A 17,422-nucleotide genomic window follows, 5' to 3' on the forward strand; every position below is an offset into this window, starting at 1 on the left:
TAGTCAGGCACCGGGCGTTTTTGAAGTTTATTACCGTGATGAGCGACATTCAGCGCATGAATACAGGCCGCCATGGCATCACACGCTCCCACAGGGTTTGTATTTACTCGAGCAAATGATTGTCAGCCCAACTGCGGACTTCCGCGTACGGATACTGCTCCAGCGCCGCATACCCCGAGATCGTCCGCGCCTTCAACTTGGTAAACAGCGGCACGCTGATCCCGCACAGAAAACGCGTCAGGCGCTCCGCCGTCGGCACATGGCCGGTGTGCTGTTCGTGCCTGTGGATAAAATCACCGCACAACGCCGCGAAGTTCTTATCCACAAGCGCTGGCAACTCGGGAGGTGCCGGAAGCCGCGCGACATCACCGTGGCACACCGAACAGTGCCCGCAGTGCTCGGGCGCATTGTGGTCGCCGAAGTACTCGGCCAGGCGATAACCCAGGCAGCGCTCAGTGGCGAACAGTTCGAGCATGGCGTGAATCCGCGCGACTTCAGTCTGTTCATGCCGGGTGAAGTACTCGTGCAACTCGGCGCTCAGCACAGCGCTGTCGAAATCGCTGTGCAGCACGTTGTAGACCTCGGTCATCTGCTTGCTCTCAAGCTCGACCCAGCCCGTCTCCTGAAAATAATCCAGCGCCGTCACCACCCGATTGCGCTCAGCCGAATACTGCGTGTACATCGCCTCGAAATTCACCGTGGCCCAGGTACGTGCGCGGCTGGAGGTGTGAATGATGGCCGCGACAAACTCCCTGCGCTCTCCCTCGAAACGCTCAAGCAACGCGTCCGGCTCCAGCAGGTATTTGAAACGGTACTCGGCGTAATAGGCATAGCGCGGAGCAATCAGGCCGCGCAGCTCCATTTGCACCAACAACGTCTTCAGCGGCAGCGTGCGAATGTTGCTCTGATCCGCCAACGGCCCGAGCAGAAACTCCCACTGTCCTTCAGCTGCGGCAGCCTGCATTTCCTCCAGCACACAACGTATCCCCTCGCGCTCCGGGGTATCGCCGTAGACGAAATTTTCCAGCACGTTGAGGCTGTCGCGGTTGGCCAACACCAGGCAATCCGACGGCTGTCCGTCCCGTCCGGCGCGACCGATTTCCTGACTGTAGTTCTCGATGGATTTCGGCAGGTCGAAATGCACCACGTTGCGGATATCGCTCTTGTCGATGCCCATGCCGAACGCAATGGTTGCGACTATGCAATTGGACTGCCCGGCCATGAAGCGCTTCTGGATCGCCTCGCGCTGATCGTTGGGTAAACCGGCGTGATAAGCCTCGGCCTGTATGCCGTTGCGCCCCAGATGCTCGGCGATGTGCTCGGCGGTTTTCTGCAGCGTGACGTAGACGATGCTCGGCTGGCTCGCGCGCTCGCTCATCCACTCCACCAGCCGCCGGCGCTTGTCCTGGCCACGCACCGGTTCCACCAGCAGATTGAGGTTTGGGCGATAAAAACCGGTGGTCACAACATCTTCGGCAGCAATGGCGAATTTGGCTTGCATGTCGGCGATGACTTTCGGCGTCGCCGTGGCCGTCAGCAGCAGGGTTTGCGGGATATTGAACTGACGCTGGTAGTCCGGCAGCTTCAGGTAGTCGGGGCGGAAGTTGTGGCCCCACTCCGAGATGCAGTGCGCCTCGTCAATCACCAGCAGCGAGATCGGCACCTGCTGCAAAAAATTGCGAAAACGCTCGTTCTTCAGGCGCTCCACCGAGATCATCAGGATCTTCAATTCACCCGAACGGGCGCGGGCCATCACATCATTGGCGTCATCGCGGCTTTGTGCCGAATCGATGCTGCCGGCACTGATGCCGTGACGCTTGAGGAATGCCAGTTGATCCTGCATCAACGCCAACAGTGGCGAGACCACCAGGGTCAGATGTGGCAGCAACAGTGCCGGTACTTGATAGCACAGCGACTTGCCAGACCCGGTGGGGAAAATCGCTGCCGCCGAGCGCCCGGCCAGTACCGCGCTGATCACGGCTTCCTGCCCGGGTCGAAACTGTGGATAACCGAAAACCTGTTCCAGGGTGTTGTGCATGCGCTGTCACTCCGTTGACCGCTGTGATGCCAACAGCCTAGCGGGCGATCGCAGCGAGTCGAGAAAAGGCCGGGGTCAATTCAATACGGGATGATACAGCCAATAGCGCAGACCACTCGGTCCACTGCAGGAGCGAGCCTGCTCGCGAGGGGGCACAAAACAGCGATACAAACTTACCCGTTCAGGGCCGCAAAACCGCCACTCGCAGTTGCTCGTTCAACACCTGCTCATGCACGCCCTGGCTCTTGCTCGCCCACAACGCATGAGCCGGGCTGATGTCACCGGTGAAGGCCGCCGCCAATTGCCGCAGTTCCGCAACACTGCGCACGCGCGGGCAGAACGGCTGCCCGTCACAGTCAACGCTGGCGTTGCGATAGGTGCTCAGCAAACGATCCCACAGACCGTCACGCACCTGCCTGATCGACTTGAGCTGCACATGCGGCACACCCAGTCGCTGCTCCAGCCCTGCCTCGTCCAGCGCTTCACTGGCGAGCAAGGCCCTGCCGAACATCAACACCTCGGCGCGCGAGGCGGTATCGATGCCAGTCTGGCTGGAGAGCGCATCGGGCCAACCGGTGCGTTCGAGGTCGGCAAACATCCAGCCGTTGCCGGCATCAGACGCCATGGCCAAACGGCAACCACTGACCCATAGCAATAAAATCGAGGCCATACGTAGCCACTGCATACTCAATTCCCTTTAAGCGCGTATCGGACGTTTGGAAACGTCCTACAGATTCTGGCGCGCACCATACATAGATCTGCCAAGAAACGCCTGTGAATCCTGTGGGAAATTTCTGCGCTAGGGGTTTGACCCCGAAAAAACCGCAAAACCTTGTAGGGCATATGCCCGGCCCTCGGAAAATCCCCTACGAACGGCGTCCATTGCGGCGCTCTTGTGAGTGCTCGCCACGCACTTCTATAGTGGCCGGCGCGACTGACCACTGAATCAGCCCCGCCCGAGTGCCTTTGTAAAGGACAAGCCTCACCATGATTACCCGCTATCGCCCTTTGAAGACTTGCTACAACGAAAATCCCGTATTGGTCATCGACACTCAGTCCAGCCATCGCGATCTGCTTGATGCCGCTGACCAGCGACTGCGTGCGGCCAGCGATCTGCTGGAAACCCTTTACTGTTTATGTTTCAAACAGGCCGACGTGAAAGATATACCTAACATCGTCAATGCTCTTTATTTATTAGTGCAGGATGGCTGTGACTTGCTCGAAGTAGCAAAACATAAAACCCAACAACAGACCGACACTGAAAACAACTAAAATCCAGAAACAACAGAATTCTTTAATAAACGGCCAAAAAAGACCTAAGTTGTTGACTCTTACTTTAACCGAGAGCAACACAATGACTGTTTTAACTATATTTTTTTGCGGAACTGGTTCCAATAAATTCGACGTAGCCCACGAAAACTTCTGGAACGGCGAACTGATTTCCACCTTGGCTGCCAATCATACGGGTTACGAGTTTGCCGAGTGGATCGTGGTTGATGGCCCCGGCAGCGGCAACATGCAGGCTGACGATCTATTCACCAAGACCAAGGAATACGGCCTGAGCGGCACCTTGTTCGGCAAGGGCTGGGAAGAAAACGTGTTGCATGCGCTCAATATCATCAAGGGCAAGTGCGACTGGCAGCGCGAGCAACTGACTGAAGCCGAATACAATCGCCTGAAAGCTGCCGGCATTCCGATCGAAGATGTAAAAGTCGAGGGTTCCTGGTTCTGGCGCAAATATAATTACGGTAATCGCAGCATTACCCAGCAGCAATTACAGGAAGGAATCATCAAAACCCACCGCAAGGATGGTGTTATTCCGACTCAAGTCAATCTCGTGGGTTGGAGCCGGGGCGGCATCAGTTGCCACATGTTGGCCAATGCAATGTTCAAGGACAGTCTGCTGAAAAACATCCCGGTCAATATTTTTGCTCTTGATCCCGTGCCAGGCATTGGTAACTTTCAGGAAGAGCGCGTAAAACTCGCGGGCAATGTCAAAGAGTATGTAGCGTTCTATGCTCGTGACGAACGCTCCAAAGGTTTCAGCTGCGTCATCCCACAGACCGCTACCGGCACTAAAACCTACATCTATCCTATGGCTGGCCGCCACGCCACCATGGCCGGCAATGCCACCAGCAGCGGCGGCGTCCCGACCGGCGCCAGTGATCTGAAAGCGCTGTCCGAGCCCGGACGCATCGTGCGCCACCTCGCCGAAACCTGCCTCAAACGCTGGGGCGTGCAACTGCAAAAAACGTTGAATCTGACCCAGGCCGATCTGGAAAACCTCACCAACGGCATCGCACGCGACGAAGCCAAATACACACTGATGCACAAACATTCCTACACCTACTTCACCGAGCTGGATCAAGGCGAGCGCTACGTTTCGCTGGGCAGCAAAGGTGTACCGTTCACCAGCGTGAAGGGCGAGATCTACAAGCCGGCGACCGGTCTGGCAACCAGCTTGCTGGATATTTCGGCGTATCAGCATTTACGTTGAAAAACGATAAAAATCGGTAGGAACGTCCGATGCAATCTTCATCCCGTTCCTACACGCCACGACTCTTTGTCGCCTATCGCGGATTGAGATCACAAATCTATAGTCGTAACTGTCGCTGGCAAATCAGCGGCTCGGGCTTGGTCACCTGAATGGATCGTGAAGACGCGTCCGCTGTATGCTGCCGGCACTCAATCGCCTGCAGTTTTATGGTGGCTGTGTTTGGGACACCTTCGGGTGTGCCGGGTCTGTGCACGATCCTCACCGGTTGACCAACCCGAACACAGTCGCCTCCTGTCGCTTGGTCACGATGTGGTGGCTTCACTTGAAGCATTTGAGGATCAACAAAATGAAAACATGGAATCAATTACCCGCTGATCGCTACCGCTCACTCGAATCCAACCTCACCGACACCAAGCCCCTGACCATCGACACAACGGCCAACCCGCAAGACATCCTCGAATGCGCCGTCCAGCGCCTGCGTGCCTCCAGCGACCTGCTGAAAACCCTCTACTGCCTCAGCCTCAAACAAGCCGACGTCGAAGACATCCCCCATATCACCCACGCCCTCTATCTGCTGACGCAGGATGGCTGTGACCTGCTGCAGGTCGCGCAGCAGCAGATGCCCGGCTGGAAAGCACCGCTCTGAGGCTGACAGTCTTCCGGTCGCTCTCACGCCTAACCTGATACAGATGAGCAACACTCGTGCAAGCATCGAAAATCCCAACCAATCCGTCCACACGATTGCGCTACACTGTAATCCTGCACCAAGAGGCCCATGCCATGAGCAAATTGACGTTCCAGCAAAAGCAGGCTTATTACGAAAAAGTACGTCGGTCTAACTACTTGGCGAGCCTGCGTCTAGAAGGGTTCGATACCAATCGTAGCGATGCTGAAAGACCGCTTCCATCACGGGAATCAGTCATCGAAAAATACCGTCAGAACACACGCTAATGGTGGACAAGTACGGGGTCGGGCAAGACCCCTACTGCTATCCTGGAAGTGATGTTCTGCGTAACTTGCTCAATATTCGCTGTGAAGAAGAACTGCAGAAAGCAGAGCGAGAACTATCAGAGATCGCTATCAGTCGATTTCGTCTTCCTCCCCCTCCATATGATCTAACCCTTTTTCAACATATCCATAGAACTCTGTTTTGCGATGTCTACGACTGGGCCGGGCAGCCGCGAACAGTCAACATTCAGAAGGGGGATACCTTTTTCTGCACCGCAGAAAGAATTCTCCCAGAGGCAGAGAAAATATTTCGCGCCATGGAACGTAATGCATGGTTCGTGGGGCTGAACAAAGAAGAGCTCGTCGTGGCTATCGCCGAAACCTATGGCGACTTGAATGTCATTCATCCTTTTCGCGAAGGTAACGGGCGTGCTCAGCGCATCCTTTTTGAGCAGATCATCATCAATGCGGGCTTTACGGTTGATTGGTGGCTGATCAAGGAAGACGCTTGGATTTCGGCAAATGTTGATGCGGTTGCATGTGACTATCGTGGACTTGAAGATATCTTCGAGAACTGTATTGGCGGGCCACTCCTCCCTTAAGTGGCATTATTCTGGCCGTTTACCCCAAATTCTGCGGGAATAATGGCAGTCAAGCCGATAACGACAGCTAAACCGTCACCCACAAAAAAGCCGCCCCTAGAGGCGGCTTTCTCATTACTGCAACCAATCTTACAACTTAGGACCCGCAGCCTTGATCGCGTCGCTCACTTCGAACTTCTTGAAGTTCTCGATGAACAGACCGGCCAGCGCCTTGGCCGCTTCGTCGTACGCAGCCTTGTCAGCCCAGGTGTTGCGTGGGTTGAGCAGGTTGGTTTCAACGCCCGGTACGGCCAGTGGCACGTCGAGGTTGATGGTGTCCAGGTGCTCGGTGGCGGCACCGATCAGCGCGCCGCTCTGGATCGCTGCGATCACCGCACGGGTGGTCGGGATGTTGAAGCGTTTGCCGACGCCGTAGCCACCGCCGGTCCAGCCGGTGTTGACCAGGTAGACCTTGGAGCCGAAGCCGCGGATGCGCTTGATCAGCAGTTCAGCGTATTCGCCAGCCGGACGCGGGAAGAACGGTGCGCCGAAGCAGGTGGAGAAGGTCGACTTGATGCCGCTGCCCGAACCCATTTCAGTCGAGCCCACCAGCGCGGTGTAGCCGGACAGGAAGTGGTAGGCCGCTTGTTCTTCGTTGAGGATCGACACTGGCGGCAACACGCCGGTCAGGTCGCAGGTCAGGAAGATCACCGCGTTTGGCTCGCCGCCCAGGTTCTTCTCGGAACGCTTGGCAACGTGCTCCAGCGGGTAGGCCGCGCGGCTGTTCTGGGTCAGGCTGACATCGGCGTAGTCAGCGTGTTTGGCGTCGTCGATGACCACGTTTTCCAGGACTGCGCCGTGCTTGATGGCTTTCCAGATGACCGGCTCGTTCTTCTCGGACAGGTCGATGCACTTGGCATAGCAACCGCCTTCGATGTTGAACACCACGCCTTCGCCCCAGCCGTGTTCGTCGTCACCGATCAGGTAACGGCTCTCGTCGGCGGACAGGGTGGTTTTACCGGTGCCCGACAGACCGAAGAACAGGGTCACGTCGCCTTCTTCGCCGATGTTGGCAGCGCAGTGCATTGGCAGCACGTCAGCGGCCGGCAGCAGGAAGTTCTGCACGGAGAACATGGCTTTCTTCATTTCACCGGCGTAACGCATACCGGCGATCAGCACTTTCTTCTGCGCGAAGTTGATGATCACGCAACCGTCGGAGTTGGTGCCGTCACGCTCAGGCACGCACTCGAAGTTGGCCACGTTGAGCACTTGCCACTCTTCACGACCGGCCGGGTTGTACTGGGCCGGGTTGATGAACAGGCAACGACCGAACAGGTTCTGCCAGGCAGTCTGGGTGGTCATTTTCACGGCCAGGTAGTGATCTTCAGCCGCACCTACATGCACGTGGGAAACAAAGTGCTCTTGCGCGTTGTTGAACGCCTCGACACGAGCCCACAGCGCGTCGAACTTGTCGGCCGGGAACTTGCGGTTGATCGGGCCCCAGGCGATAGCAGCCTGGGTGGAAGGCTCTTCAACGATGAAACGATCGACTGGCGAACGGCCGGTGCGATGACCGGTGCGGACTACCAGAGCGCCGGTATCGGCAAGCTCGCCCTCACCGCGTTGCAGGGCTTCTTTAACCAGATCATCAACACTCAGATCGGTGTACACGGCGTTATTGGCTTGCGTCATGAGGTTCCCCGTCGGCCAGTGGCCGAGTGTGCTCCAAACGTTTTGTAGTAGAAAGTCGTGCACTACTACCGCGAAAAAAGTGGGCCGGATTATGCCAGAAAAGCCCAAAAAGAGTAGGGTCCTCCCGTCGTAACGGCGAAATTCCGTCGTTACGCAGTGAATTTACCTGCGCTGAACCGTTTTAGTGCCGGGTATCTGACGGCGTATCGACGCCTGCGCCAGCGAACAATTGAGCAATATCGGCCGCATCGAACAGGTAACGCTGGTTGCAGAACTGGCAATCGATCTCGACTTCGCCACCGCGTTCAGCCACCAGTGCCTGCGCATCTTCCAGACCCAGACTGACCAGTGCATTGCCCGAGCGTTCCCGCGAGCAGCTGCAACGGAAGCGCAGGTTCTGTACATCGAACAGGCGCACCTGCTCTTCGTGGTAGAGGCGATGCAGGACGGTTTCGTTGTCCAGGCTGAGCAACTCATCGGCGGTCAGGGTGCTGGCCAGGGCGGTGATGTGCTGCCAGCTTTCGGCGCGTTCTTCTTCGTCTTTCAGGCGGTCGGCCGGCAGTTGCTGCAGTAGCATTCCTCGAGCACGGCGGCCGTCGGCGAACAGCTTGAAGCGGGTGCCGACCTGTTGCGACATGACGAAATAATTGGTGAAGCATTCCGACAGGGTTTCACCATCGAGGTCGACGATACCCTGGTAACGCTGGCCGATCGTCGGGTCGACGGTCAGGGTCAGGTCACCGCCCGGCATCAGGTCGGCAAGCGTGGCATCCGCAGCGATCTGCTCGGCGTTGTATCGCGCCAGGCCACGGATCTCGCGCTCGCTGGAGCATTCGATCATCAGCAGCGGAATCGGCCCTTCGGAGCGTGCCTGCAAAATCAGCAAGCCGTCGAACTTCAGGGTGCCCACCAGCAGCGAGGCGGCCGCCATCAGTTCGCCCAGCAATTGCGCGACCGGCTCCGGGTACGGGTGCTTGGCGAGAACTTCGGCGTAGCTGCGTTCCAGCGCCACCAGTTCGCCGCGAGTGTCGCTGTCATCGAAGATGAAGCGTTGGGTGTAGTCGGTATCCGGTAGGTCGGTCATAGGTCTGGGTATCTGAATTGATGACAAAATGGTTACAAAAGATGAAAATCCCGCGCTTCTCCGCACCCGTTTGGTGCGAAATGTTCAGCCACGGGAGGCATTTTATGAACAATCCGGGTTTGTTCCAATCACGGTGGAACCTCGGCCGGCTGGTTCTGTGCAACGTAGTGCCATTGGCGCTACTGGCTTTCTGGTTATGGCCTACGGGCCAGATGCTGTGTGTGATTTTCGACGAGTGGCTGTTCCGCTCGCTCAATGCACCACTGGCCAGCAACCCCATATGGCTCCACATCTGGGCAATTGCAAGTCTGCGTCCGTTCGACATCGTCGTCGGTCTGATCCTGCTGACGCTGCTGATCAAGGGTGACTGGGTGTTCAAGGCGATTGATGTACGTCGCGCCTTCTTCGGTTTTTTCTCGATTCTGCTGTTGATGGTGGTGATTCGCGCGCTGTTTTCCAAATTCGCCGACTACATGGACTGGCAGCACAGCAGCCCATCGATGGTGCTGGAAGGCGCGGTGCACCTGAGCGACTATTTCCCGCATCTGGAAAAAGCCTGGGAGCTGAAGGATCGCTCGAGCCAGAGCTTCCCCGGTGACCACGCTTCGGTGTTGCTGATCTGGGCGCTGTTCATGGGCGTGTTCAGCCGTACTGTCGGCCAGTTCCTGACAGTCTGGGGCCTGGCGTTACTGTTCATGCTGCCACGTCTGGTAGCCGGCGCGCATTGGGGCCAGGACGATTACATCGGCGGCATGCTGCTGGCGGTGTGGGCGTTGGGCTGGGGTTACTACACGCCGTTTGCCTATCACGCCGCCAACTTCTGGCTGAAAGTGACTGCACCGATTTTCGCTTTTCTGGGCAAGCTGCCGCTGGTTTCGCGGATGAGTGTGGTGTCTGCCGCGAACTGACAGTTTGCACACACCTGTGGTGAGGGAGCTTGCTCCCGCTTGGCTGCGTAGCAGTCACTGAACCAGTCGACTCGGTTGTACTTTGAAATACATGATCGACTGGATTGGGAGTCCTTCGGCCTCCAGCGGGAGCAAGCTTCCTCGCCACAATGGTGCGCCGTGCCGGTCAATCGCTATTGCTGTTCCCACGAAATTTAAACAGATCCCGCCGCTGCTTCTTGCTCGGTTTGCCATCAGTGCTCACGCCTAACGCCCCGGCCTTGCGCATCGCCGCTGCCGCTTCACGTTTGGCAATACTCGCCTCGGTCTCGGTATACAGCGTCTGCGCCTCGGGTGCGCCGCGACGTACGATCGACAAGGCTTCAACCCTCACCGTGCGCTCTTCAAAGCCGGTACGAATCTCGAATTCATCGCCAATGCGTGGCTCTTTGCCAGGCTTGCAGCGGTCGCCTCGGCAATGCACCTTGCCACTCTCGATGGCCGCTTTGGCCAAGGCCCGGGTTTTATAAAAGCGCGCCGCCCACAACCACTTGTCGAGACGGACCTTGTCGTCCTCTTCGCTTTTTTGTGCCATGGAATTTCCTCATTCTGAAATATTGATGAACTGTACTACCGTTTCTGTCGTGCCATGAATTACCCCGTCCCGGATTACAATGCACACCTGCCGACACCTGCTTGAGGGGTCGGCGATCCGGGCCGTAGATATCTGTCGCCTTTTAACCCTTATTCTGCGTGAATACCGCGAATTCGGCCGCACGCGGCCCGAGCGGTTTCTGCCGGTTGAGCACCTTTGAAGACATTTGACCATTTGACCGTTGTCGGTCTGCGCGAGTGGGTGGCGCTCCCTGATCTGGGAGTCGCCGGTCTGCGGGCGAAAATCGACACCGGTGCCAGCACCTCCAGCCTGCATGCCACCGACATCGAGCCGTTCGAACGCGACGGCGAGAAGTGGGTGCGTTTCACCGCGCACCTGGGCACGGTGGTGCAGTTGCGTCACCGGCGCTGCGAAGCGCCGCTGGTGACGCGCAAAACCATTAAAAGCTCCAACGGCCAGGCGCAGGTGCGCTATGTGATCAGCACCACCCTGGCCCTCGGTGATCGGGTCTGGGCAGTCGAGTTCACCCTCGCCTGCCGCAAGTCCATGCGCTATCGCCTGTTGCTCGGTTCCAAAGCCCTGATCGATGGCCAGTTGGTGGTCAATCCGGGCATCAAATATGTACAAGACAAGCCGGTGTTCCCGGTATCTACCTCCTCCACAGGTGTTGCATGAAGATCGCTGTGCTGTCGCGGAATCCGCGTCTGTATTCCACCCGTCGTCTGGTCGAGGCCGGCACCGAGCGCGGGCATGAAATGGTGGTGATCGACACCCTGCGCGCCTACATGAACATCGCCAGCCACAAGCCGCAGATCCACTATCGCGGCAAGCCGCTGGAAGGCTTCGATGCGGTAATCCCGCGGATCGGTGCGTCGGTGACGTTCTACGGTTGCGCCGTGTTGCGCCAGTTCGAAATGATGGGGGTGTTTCCGCTCAACGAATCGGTGGCCATCGCCCGCTCGCGGGACAAACTGCGTTCGCTGCAACTGCTGTCGCGTCGTGGCATCGGCCTGCCGGTCACCGGTTTCGCTCACTCGCCGGATGACATTCCCGACCTGATCGACATGGTCAACGGCGCGCCGCTGGTAATCAAGGTGCTGGAAGGCACCCAAGGCATCGGTGTGGTGCTGTGCGAAACCGCTACGGCTGCCGAATCGGTGATCGAGGCGTTCATGGGCCTGAAGCAGAACATCATGGTCCAGGAATACATCAAGGAAGCCGGCGGTGCCGACATCCGCTGCTTCGTGGTCGGCGACAAGGTGATCGCAGCGATGAAGCGTCAGGCCAAGCCTGGGGAATTCCGCTCCAACCTGCACCGAGGCGGCAGCGCCAGCCTGATCAAGATCACCCCGGAAGAACGCATGACCGCGTTGCGCGCGGCCAAGGTCATGGGGCTGGCCGTGGCGGGTGTGGATATCCTGCGCTCGAACCATGGGCCGCTGGTGATGGAGGTGAACTCGTCGCCGGGCCTGGAAGGGATCGAGACCACCACCGGTAAGAACGTGGCGGGGATCATCATCGAACACCTTGAGAAGAATGGCGGGCCGAACATGACCCGGACCAAAGGCAAAGGCTGATCCGTTTGAAATGTGGTGGCTGACAGGCCGCCTTCGCGAGCAAGCCCGCTCCCACATTTTGGAATGCGTTCCCCTGTGGGAGCGGGCTTGCTCGCGAAGGGGCCATCAGCCCCGCTGAATATCCCGATCGTCAGACCGCATCGCGCGGCAACATCAACCCCAATGGCAACCGCACCCGCGCTTCCAGTCCGCCTCCGGAGCGGTTGCGCAGCTCGACATTGCCGCCATGCATCGAAGCAATCCGCTTCACGATCGCCAACCCCAGCCCCGTACCTTTCCCGCCCCGGGCACGGTCGCCACGGGTGAACGGGTTGAAGATCGCCTCAAGCTCCGACGGATCGATCCCCGCCCCCCGGTCCATCACGCTCAACACCACGTACGGCGCGCTGGTATCACCGGACACATAAGCCGCGACCTCGACGCCACTGCCGGCATGGTTCAGGGCGTTGCCGATCAGGTTGTTCAGCAGGCGTTTCATCGACACTCGACGCAACGGAAACGGCTGGATCGGTTCCAGACGCAGACGCACTTTCTCTTCGCTCTGGTTGTACGGCGCGGCCACCTCACGCACCAGATCGCTCAAGTCCACTTCCTCCACCGACTCGTCACGACCGTCGCGAATGAACGCGAGGAACTGGTCGAGAATCGCGTCCATGTCTTCGATGTCGCGCACCATGTCATCGGTCAGATCGTTGCGATCACCCATCAGCTCCAGCGACAGACGCAAGCGGGTCAGCGGCGTGCGCAAATCATGGGAGACCCCCGCCAGCATCAGCTCACGCTCACGGCCGGCCTGCTCAACGTCTTCGGCCATCTGGTTGAAGGCGCGATACACCTCGGTCATCTCACTGGGTGTATCGCTGATCGGCAAACGCACGCTTCGGCCCTGGCCGAGTTGTCGGGCGGCGTACACCAAGCGCTTCAATGGCTGGTTGAGCTGGCTGACGAAAATCCATGCAGAGGCGGTGGACAGCAAGCCAATGGCGAGGAACCAGCCGAGTACGTTCCAGATTTTCTGGCCGCGCAATGGATGCGGGTACAGCGGCACTTTCAGCCAGCCGTCACCGAGGCTTGGTGCACGCACCCACAGCGCCGGCGGCGAGTGCATGCGCAAGCGCACTTCGGTGTCGGCGCCCAGTTCTGCCTGCATCTGCCGCTGATAGATTTCACTGTAAGGCCAGTGTTGTTCGCCCTCCGGTACACCGGCGCCGACTACCCGGATCAGGGTTGCGGCATCGGCAATCTTTGCGCGATTTTCTTCATCGGCCGCCCAATAGGCGCGCAACGTCAGGGCAACGCCGTGGCTGTATTGGCGATCCACCAGCACGTCCTCGTTCATCAACAGATAAACCAGGGTCAGCGCCTTGGAAAACAGCACGACGATGAGCACCAGCCACAGGGTGCGGGAGAAAAAACTTTGGGGGAACCAGACGGGGGTTTTCATCGATAACCGTTACACACTTGCAGGAGCGAGCCATGCTCGCATATTGCGGATTGCGAGTCTGCATAGAGGGTCGATCAACCCGGTCTGCGCAGACCCGCTCCTACAAATCGCCGATCACTTGGTAGCGGCGCCATCCGGTACGAACACGTAGCCCACGCCCCAGACCGTCTGGATGTAACGCGGTTTCGACGGATCCGGCTCGATCATCCGGCGCAGACGGGAAATCTGCACGTCGATGGAACGCTCTAGCGCATCCCATTCGCGACCACGGGCCAGGTTCATCAGTTTGTCGCGGGTCAGCGGCTGACGCGCGTTCATTACCAGCGCCTTGAGTACCGCAAACTCACCGGTGGTGAGCATGTGCACTTCTTCGCCACGTTTCAGCTCGCGGGTCGCCAGCGACAGCACGTAATCACCGAAGGTGACGTTTTCGTCTTCGCTGCCCGGCGCGCCCGGCACCGGTGCGGCCTGACGCCGCAGAACGGCTTTGACCCGCGCCATCAGCTCGTCCGGGTTGAACGGCTTGGCCAGATAGTCATCGGCGCCCAGCTCCAGGCCTTTGATGCGGCTCATCTCATCGCCCTTGGCGGTGAGCATGATGATCGGAATCTGATTGTTCGCCGCTCGCAGGCGACGGCAGGCGGTCAGGCCGTCTTCGCCCGGCAGCATCAGGTCGAGGACGACCAGATTGAACACTTCACGCGACAGCAGACGGTCCATTTGCTCGGTGTTCGGTACGGCACGGGCACGGTAGCCCTTGCTGACGAAGAAACGTTCCAGCAGGCTGCTCAGCCCCGGATCGTCGTCAACAATTAGAATTTTTTCGCCTTCAGCATTGTTTGCAGTGCTGCTCATTGGATGCTCCTTTTAGCTCGGCGCGCATTATGGCGTAGCTGCCGTTATACGCACCGTGTGCATTGTTAGCAGATTTTTCCTTCACTGCCAGAAAACCGGGGTTTCTACCTACAGACTGCTACACCCCCGAATGACAGAACGCTGGTTATAATGCGCGGCGTTTTGTGCCAGGCAACGTCTGAATCGTTACCGCAGGTGGCCGCGATATTTTCCGGGCCTGCGCAGTAATTATTCGATTTCACGGGTCAATGGGGTGCCTTTTGACCCAGGCAGCGGCAATTTTCTAGCCGCTCAACCAGACTCCGGGCCTTTATTTCCGTGCCTGCGAGCCTGCTTTCACAATATGTCAGGTGGTTTTATGGACAGCATCAACAGCCGCATCGCCGAGGAACTCGGCGTACGCCCGCAACAGGTCGAAGCGGCCGTCGCGCTACTCGATGAAGGCTCTACCGTTCCCTTCATCGCCCGTTACCGGAAAGAAGTCACCGGCAGCCTCGATGACACCCAGTTGCGTCATCTGGAGGAGCGTCTGCGCTACCTGCGAGAACTCGACGAACGGCGCATCAGCATCCTCGCCAGCATCCAAGAGCAGGGCAAACTCACCCCTGCCCTCGAACGCGACATCAAGCTCGCCGACACCAAGACCCGCCTCGAAGACTTGTACCTGCCGTACAAGCAGAAGCGCCGCACCAAGGGCCAGATTGCCCTGGAAGCCGGCCTCGGCGAGCTGGCCGACGGCCTGTTCAACGACCCGAACCTGACGCCAGAAACCGAAGCCGCACGCTTCGTCGACGCCGAGAAAGGCGTAGCCGACGTGAAAGCTGCGCTGGAAGGCGCCAAGTACATCCTGATGGAACGCTTCGCCGAAGACGCCAGCCTGCTGGAGAAGCTGCGCAACTTCCTCAAGCAGGAAGCGACCATCAGCGCCCGCGTGATCGCCGGCAAGGAAGAAGAAGGCGCGAAGTTCCGCGACTACTTCGAACACGACGAGCCGCTGAAAAGCATGCCGTCGCACCGCGCACTCGCGATTTTCCGGGGCCGCAACGAAGGCATCCTCAGCTCCGCGCTAAAAGTCGGCGACGAACTGCCGGGCACCATGCACCCGTGCGAAGGCATGATCGGCCAGCAATTCGGCATCCAGAATCAGAACCGCCCGGCCGACAAATGGCTCGGTGAAGTGGTGCGCTGGACCTGGAAGGTCAAGCTCTACACGCACCTGGAAACCGACCTGCTCGGCGAGCTGCGCGACGGCGCCGAAACCGAGGCGATCAACGTCTTCGCCCACAACCTGCACGACCTGCTGCTGGCCGCGCCGGCCGGCCCGCGTGCAACTCTGGGCCTCGACCCGGGCCTGCGTACCGGCTGCAAAGTCGCGGTGGTCGACTCCACCGGCAAGCTGCTCGATCACGCCACGGTTTACCCGCACGTGCCGCACAACAAATGGGATCAGACCATCGCGATTCTGGCCGCCCTGTGCGCCAAGCACTCGGTTGACCTGATCGCCATCGGCAACGGCACCGCCAGCCGCGAAACCGACAAACTGGCGATCGAGCTGATCAAAAAATACCCAGCAATGAAGATGACCAAGGTCATGGTCTCCGAGGCCGGTGCATCGGTGTACTCGGCGTCGGAACTGGCTGCCAAGGAATTCCCGGATCTGGACGTGTCGATCCGTGGCGCGGTGTCCATCGCCCGTCGTCTGCAGGATCCACTGGCTGAACTGGTGAAAATCGATCCGAAATCCATCGGTGTCGGCCAGTACCAGCACGACGTGTCGCAGCTGAAACTGGCGCGTGGTCTGGATGCGGTGGTCGAGGACTGCGTAAACGCCGTCGGCGTCGATGTAAACACCGCCTCGGTGGCCTTGCTGGCGCGGATTTCCGGCCTCAACGCGACCCTGGCGCAGAACATCGTCGCTCACCGTGACGAGCACGGCGCATTCAAGACCCGTGCGGCGCTGAAGAAAGTCGCGCGTCTGGGCGAGAAAACCTTTGAACAGGCCGCAGGTTTCCTGCGCGTGATGAACGGCGACAACCCGCTCGATTCCTCGGCTGTTCACCCGGAAGCCTATCCACTGGTACAGCGCATCGCCGCTGAAACCGACCGCGACATTCGCTCGCTGATCGGCGACGCCGCGTTCCTCAAGCGTCTGGACCCGAAGAAGTTCACCGACGAGACCTTCGGTCTGCCCACCGTCACCGACATTCTGCAAGAACTGGAAAAACCGGGTCGCGACCCGCGTCCGGAGTTCAAGACCGCCGAGTTCCAGGAAGGCGTCGAAGACCTGAAAGACCTGCAACTGGGGATGATCCTCGAAGGCGTCGTCACCAACGTGACCGCGTTCGGCGCGTTCGTCGACATCGGCGTGCATCAGGACGGTCTGGTGCACATCTCGGCGTTGTCGGAGAAGTTCATCAAGGACCCACGCGAAGCGGTGAAGGCCGGTGACGTGGTGAAAGTGAAGGTCATGGAAGTCGACATCCCGCGCAAACGCGTCGGCCTGTCGATGCGCATGAGCGACACCCCAGGCGAGAAAATCGACGGTGCCCGTGGTTCGCGTCCGGGCTCGGCACCGCGCCAGTCGTCGAACAACGCGCCACGCAAGGAAACGGCCACAGCCGCACCGGTGAACAACGCCATGGCTTCGCTGTTCGCCAACGCCAAGCAGTTGAAGAAACGCTGATGGAGATCCCGGCCGGGCTCGTCGAGAGCGCGTTTTTCAAGCTGTTGGGCTGCCGCCTGCACAGCCTGGAAACCGGGGTGGCGCAAGTCACCCTGGTGCTGGAACCGCAACTGCGCAATCGCGGCGGCAAATTGCACGGTGGCGCGCTGTTCAGCCTGGTCGATATCGCCATGGGGCTGGCCTGTTCCAGCACCCACGGCTTCGATCAGCAGAGCGCGACCATCGAGTGCAAGATCAACTACATCCGCGCCGTATCCGACGGTGAGGTGCTGTGCACGGCGCGGGTGATCCACCCGGGCCGCCGCACGCTGGTGGTCGAGGCCGACGTGATGCAGGGCGACAAACTGGTCGCAAAAGCGCAAGGCACGTTCGCTGTCCTGTAGATGTTGTTCATCATTTTGAGTTAATTTCGGCGCTGTGATCGCAGCGTCGAGCTTTTCTGTGGGAGCGGGCTTGCTCGCGAAGGCGGTGTGTCAGGCAAATTGATGTTGACTGACACGCCCTCTTCAAGTCGGAGGCC

The 17,422-nt window shown here is 58.9% G+C and carries 17 protein-coding genes; 10 read left to right on the plus strand and 7 right to left on the minus strand.

The genetic code is table 11. The features are described from left to right. Nucleotides 1–103 precede the first annotated feature (103 nt). Complete coding sequence (locus LVD08_RS13675; protein ID WP_247268389.1) at nt 104–2,038, minus strand: RecQ family ATP-dependent DNA helicase; 1,935 nt, start codon at nt 2,036–2,038, stop codon at nt 104–106. A 181-nt stretch (nt 2,039–2,219) separates the two neighbouring features. Then, nucleotides 2,220–2,723, minus strand: a complete 504-nt coding sequence (locus LVD08_RS13680; RefSeq protein WP_247268390.1) for a polysaccharide deacetylase — start codon at nt 2,721–2,723, stop codon at nt 2,220–2,222. Nucleotides 2,724–3,025: 302 nt separating this feature from the next. Between LVD08_RS13680 and LVD08_RS13685 the strand changes: the two genes are divergently transcribed. The 5 genes from LVD08_RS13685 to LVD08_RS13705 all read left to right on the plus strand — a co-directional run bounded on the left by LVD08_RS13685 (nt 3,026) and on the right by LVD08_RS13705 (nt 6,085). Then, nucleotides 3,026–3,310, plus strand: coding sequence for a hypothetical protein (locus LVD08_RS13685; protein ID WP_096796724.1), 285 nt, complete (start codon nt 3,026–3,028; stop codon nt 3,308–3,310). Between the two features lie 82 nt (nt 3,311–3,392). Further along, entirely contained in the window at nt 3,393–4,535 is a 1,143-nt protein-coding gene (locus LVD08_RS13690) for a hypothetical protein (protein WP_247268391.1), read from the plus strand. A 346-nt stretch (nt 4,536–4,881) separates the two neighbouring features. Next, the gene (locus LVD08_RS13695) at nt 4,882–5,181 is read left to right on the plus strand and encodes a hypothetical protein (protein WP_247268392.1); all 300 of its coding nucleotides are present in this window, start codon (nt 4,882–4,884) and stop codon (nt 5,179–5,181) included. Between the two features lie 134 nt (nt 5,182–5,315). Beyond that, nucleotides 5,316–5,486, plus strand: coding sequence for a YhfG family protein (locus tag LVD08_RS13700; protein WP_096796727.1), 171 nt, complete (start codon nt 5,316–5,318; stop codon nt 5,484–5,486). After that, nucleotides 5,486–6,085, plus strand: coding sequence for a putative adenosine monophosphate-protein transferase Fic (locus LVD08_RS13705; protein WP_247268393.1), 600 nt, complete (start codon nt 5,486–5,488; stop codon nt 6,083–6,085). The genes LVD08_RS13700 and LVD08_RS13705 overlap by 1 nt, the downstream gene beginning before the upstream one ends. A 129-nt stretch (nt 6,086–6,214) precedes the next feature. Here the strand turns inward: LVD08_RS13705 and LVD08_RS13710 are convergent, their stop codons facing one another. Both LVD08_RS13710 and hslO read right to left on the minus strand, forming a co-directional pair. Next, nucleotides 6,215–7,756, minus strand: coding sequence for a phosphoenolpyruvate carboxykinase (locus LVD08_RS13710; RefSeq protein WP_007964688.1), 1,542 nt, complete (start codon nt 7,754–7,756; stop codon nt 6,215–6,217). Between the two features lie 181 nt (nt 7,757–7,937). Then, nucleotides 7,938–8,840, minus strand: coding sequence for an Hsp33 family molecular chaperone HslO (hslO, locus tag LVD08_RS13715; RefSeq protein WP_098966688.1), 903 nt, complete (start codon nt 8,838–8,840; stop codon nt 7,938–7,940). Nucleotides 8,841–8,944: 104 nt separating this feature from the next. Between hslO and LVD08_RS13720 the strand changes: the two genes are divergently transcribed. After that, a complete protein-coding gene (locus tag LVD08_RS13720) occupies nt 8,945–9,748 on the plus strand; it encodes a phosphatase PAP2 family protein (protein WP_247268394.1) in 804 nt (267 codons plus the stop codon). A 166-nt stretch (nt 9,749–9,914) separates the two neighbouring features. Here the strand turns inward: LVD08_RS13720 and LVD08_RS13725 are convergent, their stop codons facing one another. Beyond that, nucleotides 9,915–10,322 carry an RNA-binding S4 domain-containing protein gene (locus LVD08_RS13725; RefSeq protein ID WP_098966686.1) on the minus strand — a complete coding sequence of 136 codons (408 nt, stop codon included), beginning with the start codon at nt 10,320–10,322 and terminating at the stop codon, nt 9,915–9,917. A gap of 216 nt (nt 10,323–10,538) precedes the next feature. On the opposite strand from LVD08_RS13725, the gene rimB reads away from it, so the two are divergent. Further along, nucleotides 10,539–11,018, plus strand: a complete 480-nt coding sequence (gene rimB, locus LVD08_RS13730; RefSeq protein ID WP_003220644.1) for a retropepsin-like aspartic endopeptidase RimB — start codon at nt 10,539–10,541, stop codon at nt 11,016–11,018. Then, on the plus strand, nt 11,015–11,920 hold the full coding sequence (rimK, locus tag LVD08_RS13735) for a 30S ribosomal protein S6--L-glutamate ligase (RefSeq protein WP_007949201.1): 906 nt from the start codon (nt 11,015–11,017) through the stop codon (nt 11,918–11,920). The genes rimB and rimK overlap by 4 nt, the downstream gene beginning before the upstream one ends. A gap of 130 nt (nt 11,921–12,050) precedes the next feature. Here the strand turns inward: rimK and LVD08_RS13740 are convergent, their stop codons facing one another. Together LVD08_RS13740 and ompR are read right to left on the minus strand one after the other, a co-directional pair. Beyond that, entirely contained in the window at nt 12,051–13,364 is a 1,314-nt protein-coding gene (locus LVD08_RS13740; protein WP_027611205.1) for an ATP-binding protein, read from the minus strand. 114 nt (nt 13,365–13,478) lie between these two features. Beyond that, nucleotides 13,479–14,219, minus strand: a complete 741-nt coding sequence (ompR, locus tag LVD08_RS13745) for an osmolarity response regulator transcription factor OmpR (RefSeq protein WP_003220637.1) — start codon at nt 14,217–14,219, stop codon at nt 13,479–13,481. A 358-nt stretch (nt 14,220–14,577) separates the two neighbouring features. Here ompR and LVD08_RS13750 point away from each other — a divergent pair, with 358 nt between their 5' ends. Both LVD08_RS13750 and LVD08_RS13755 read left to right on the plus strand, forming a co-directional pair. Then, entirely contained in the window at nt 14,578–16,902 is a 2,325-nt protein-coding gene (locus tag LVD08_RS13750; RefSeq protein ID WP_007964702.1) for a Tex family protein, read from the plus strand. After that, complete coding sequence (locus LVD08_RS13755) at nt 16,902–17,285, plus strand: PaaI family thioesterase (RefSeq protein ID WP_049827816.1); 384 nt, start codon at nt 16,902–16,904, stop codon at nt 17,283–17,285. Before LVD08_RS13750 ends, LVD08_RS13755 begins: the two co-directional genes overlap by 1 nt. The last annotated feature ends 137 nt before the right edge of the window (nt 17,286–17,422 follow it).

It is taken from the genome of Pseudomonas sp. YL2 (genome assembly GCF_023063025.1).
GTDB classification, from domain to species: Bacteria; Pseudomonadota; Gammaproteobacteria; order Pseudomonadales; family Pseudomonadaceae; genus Aquipseudomonas; species Aquipseudomonas putida_A.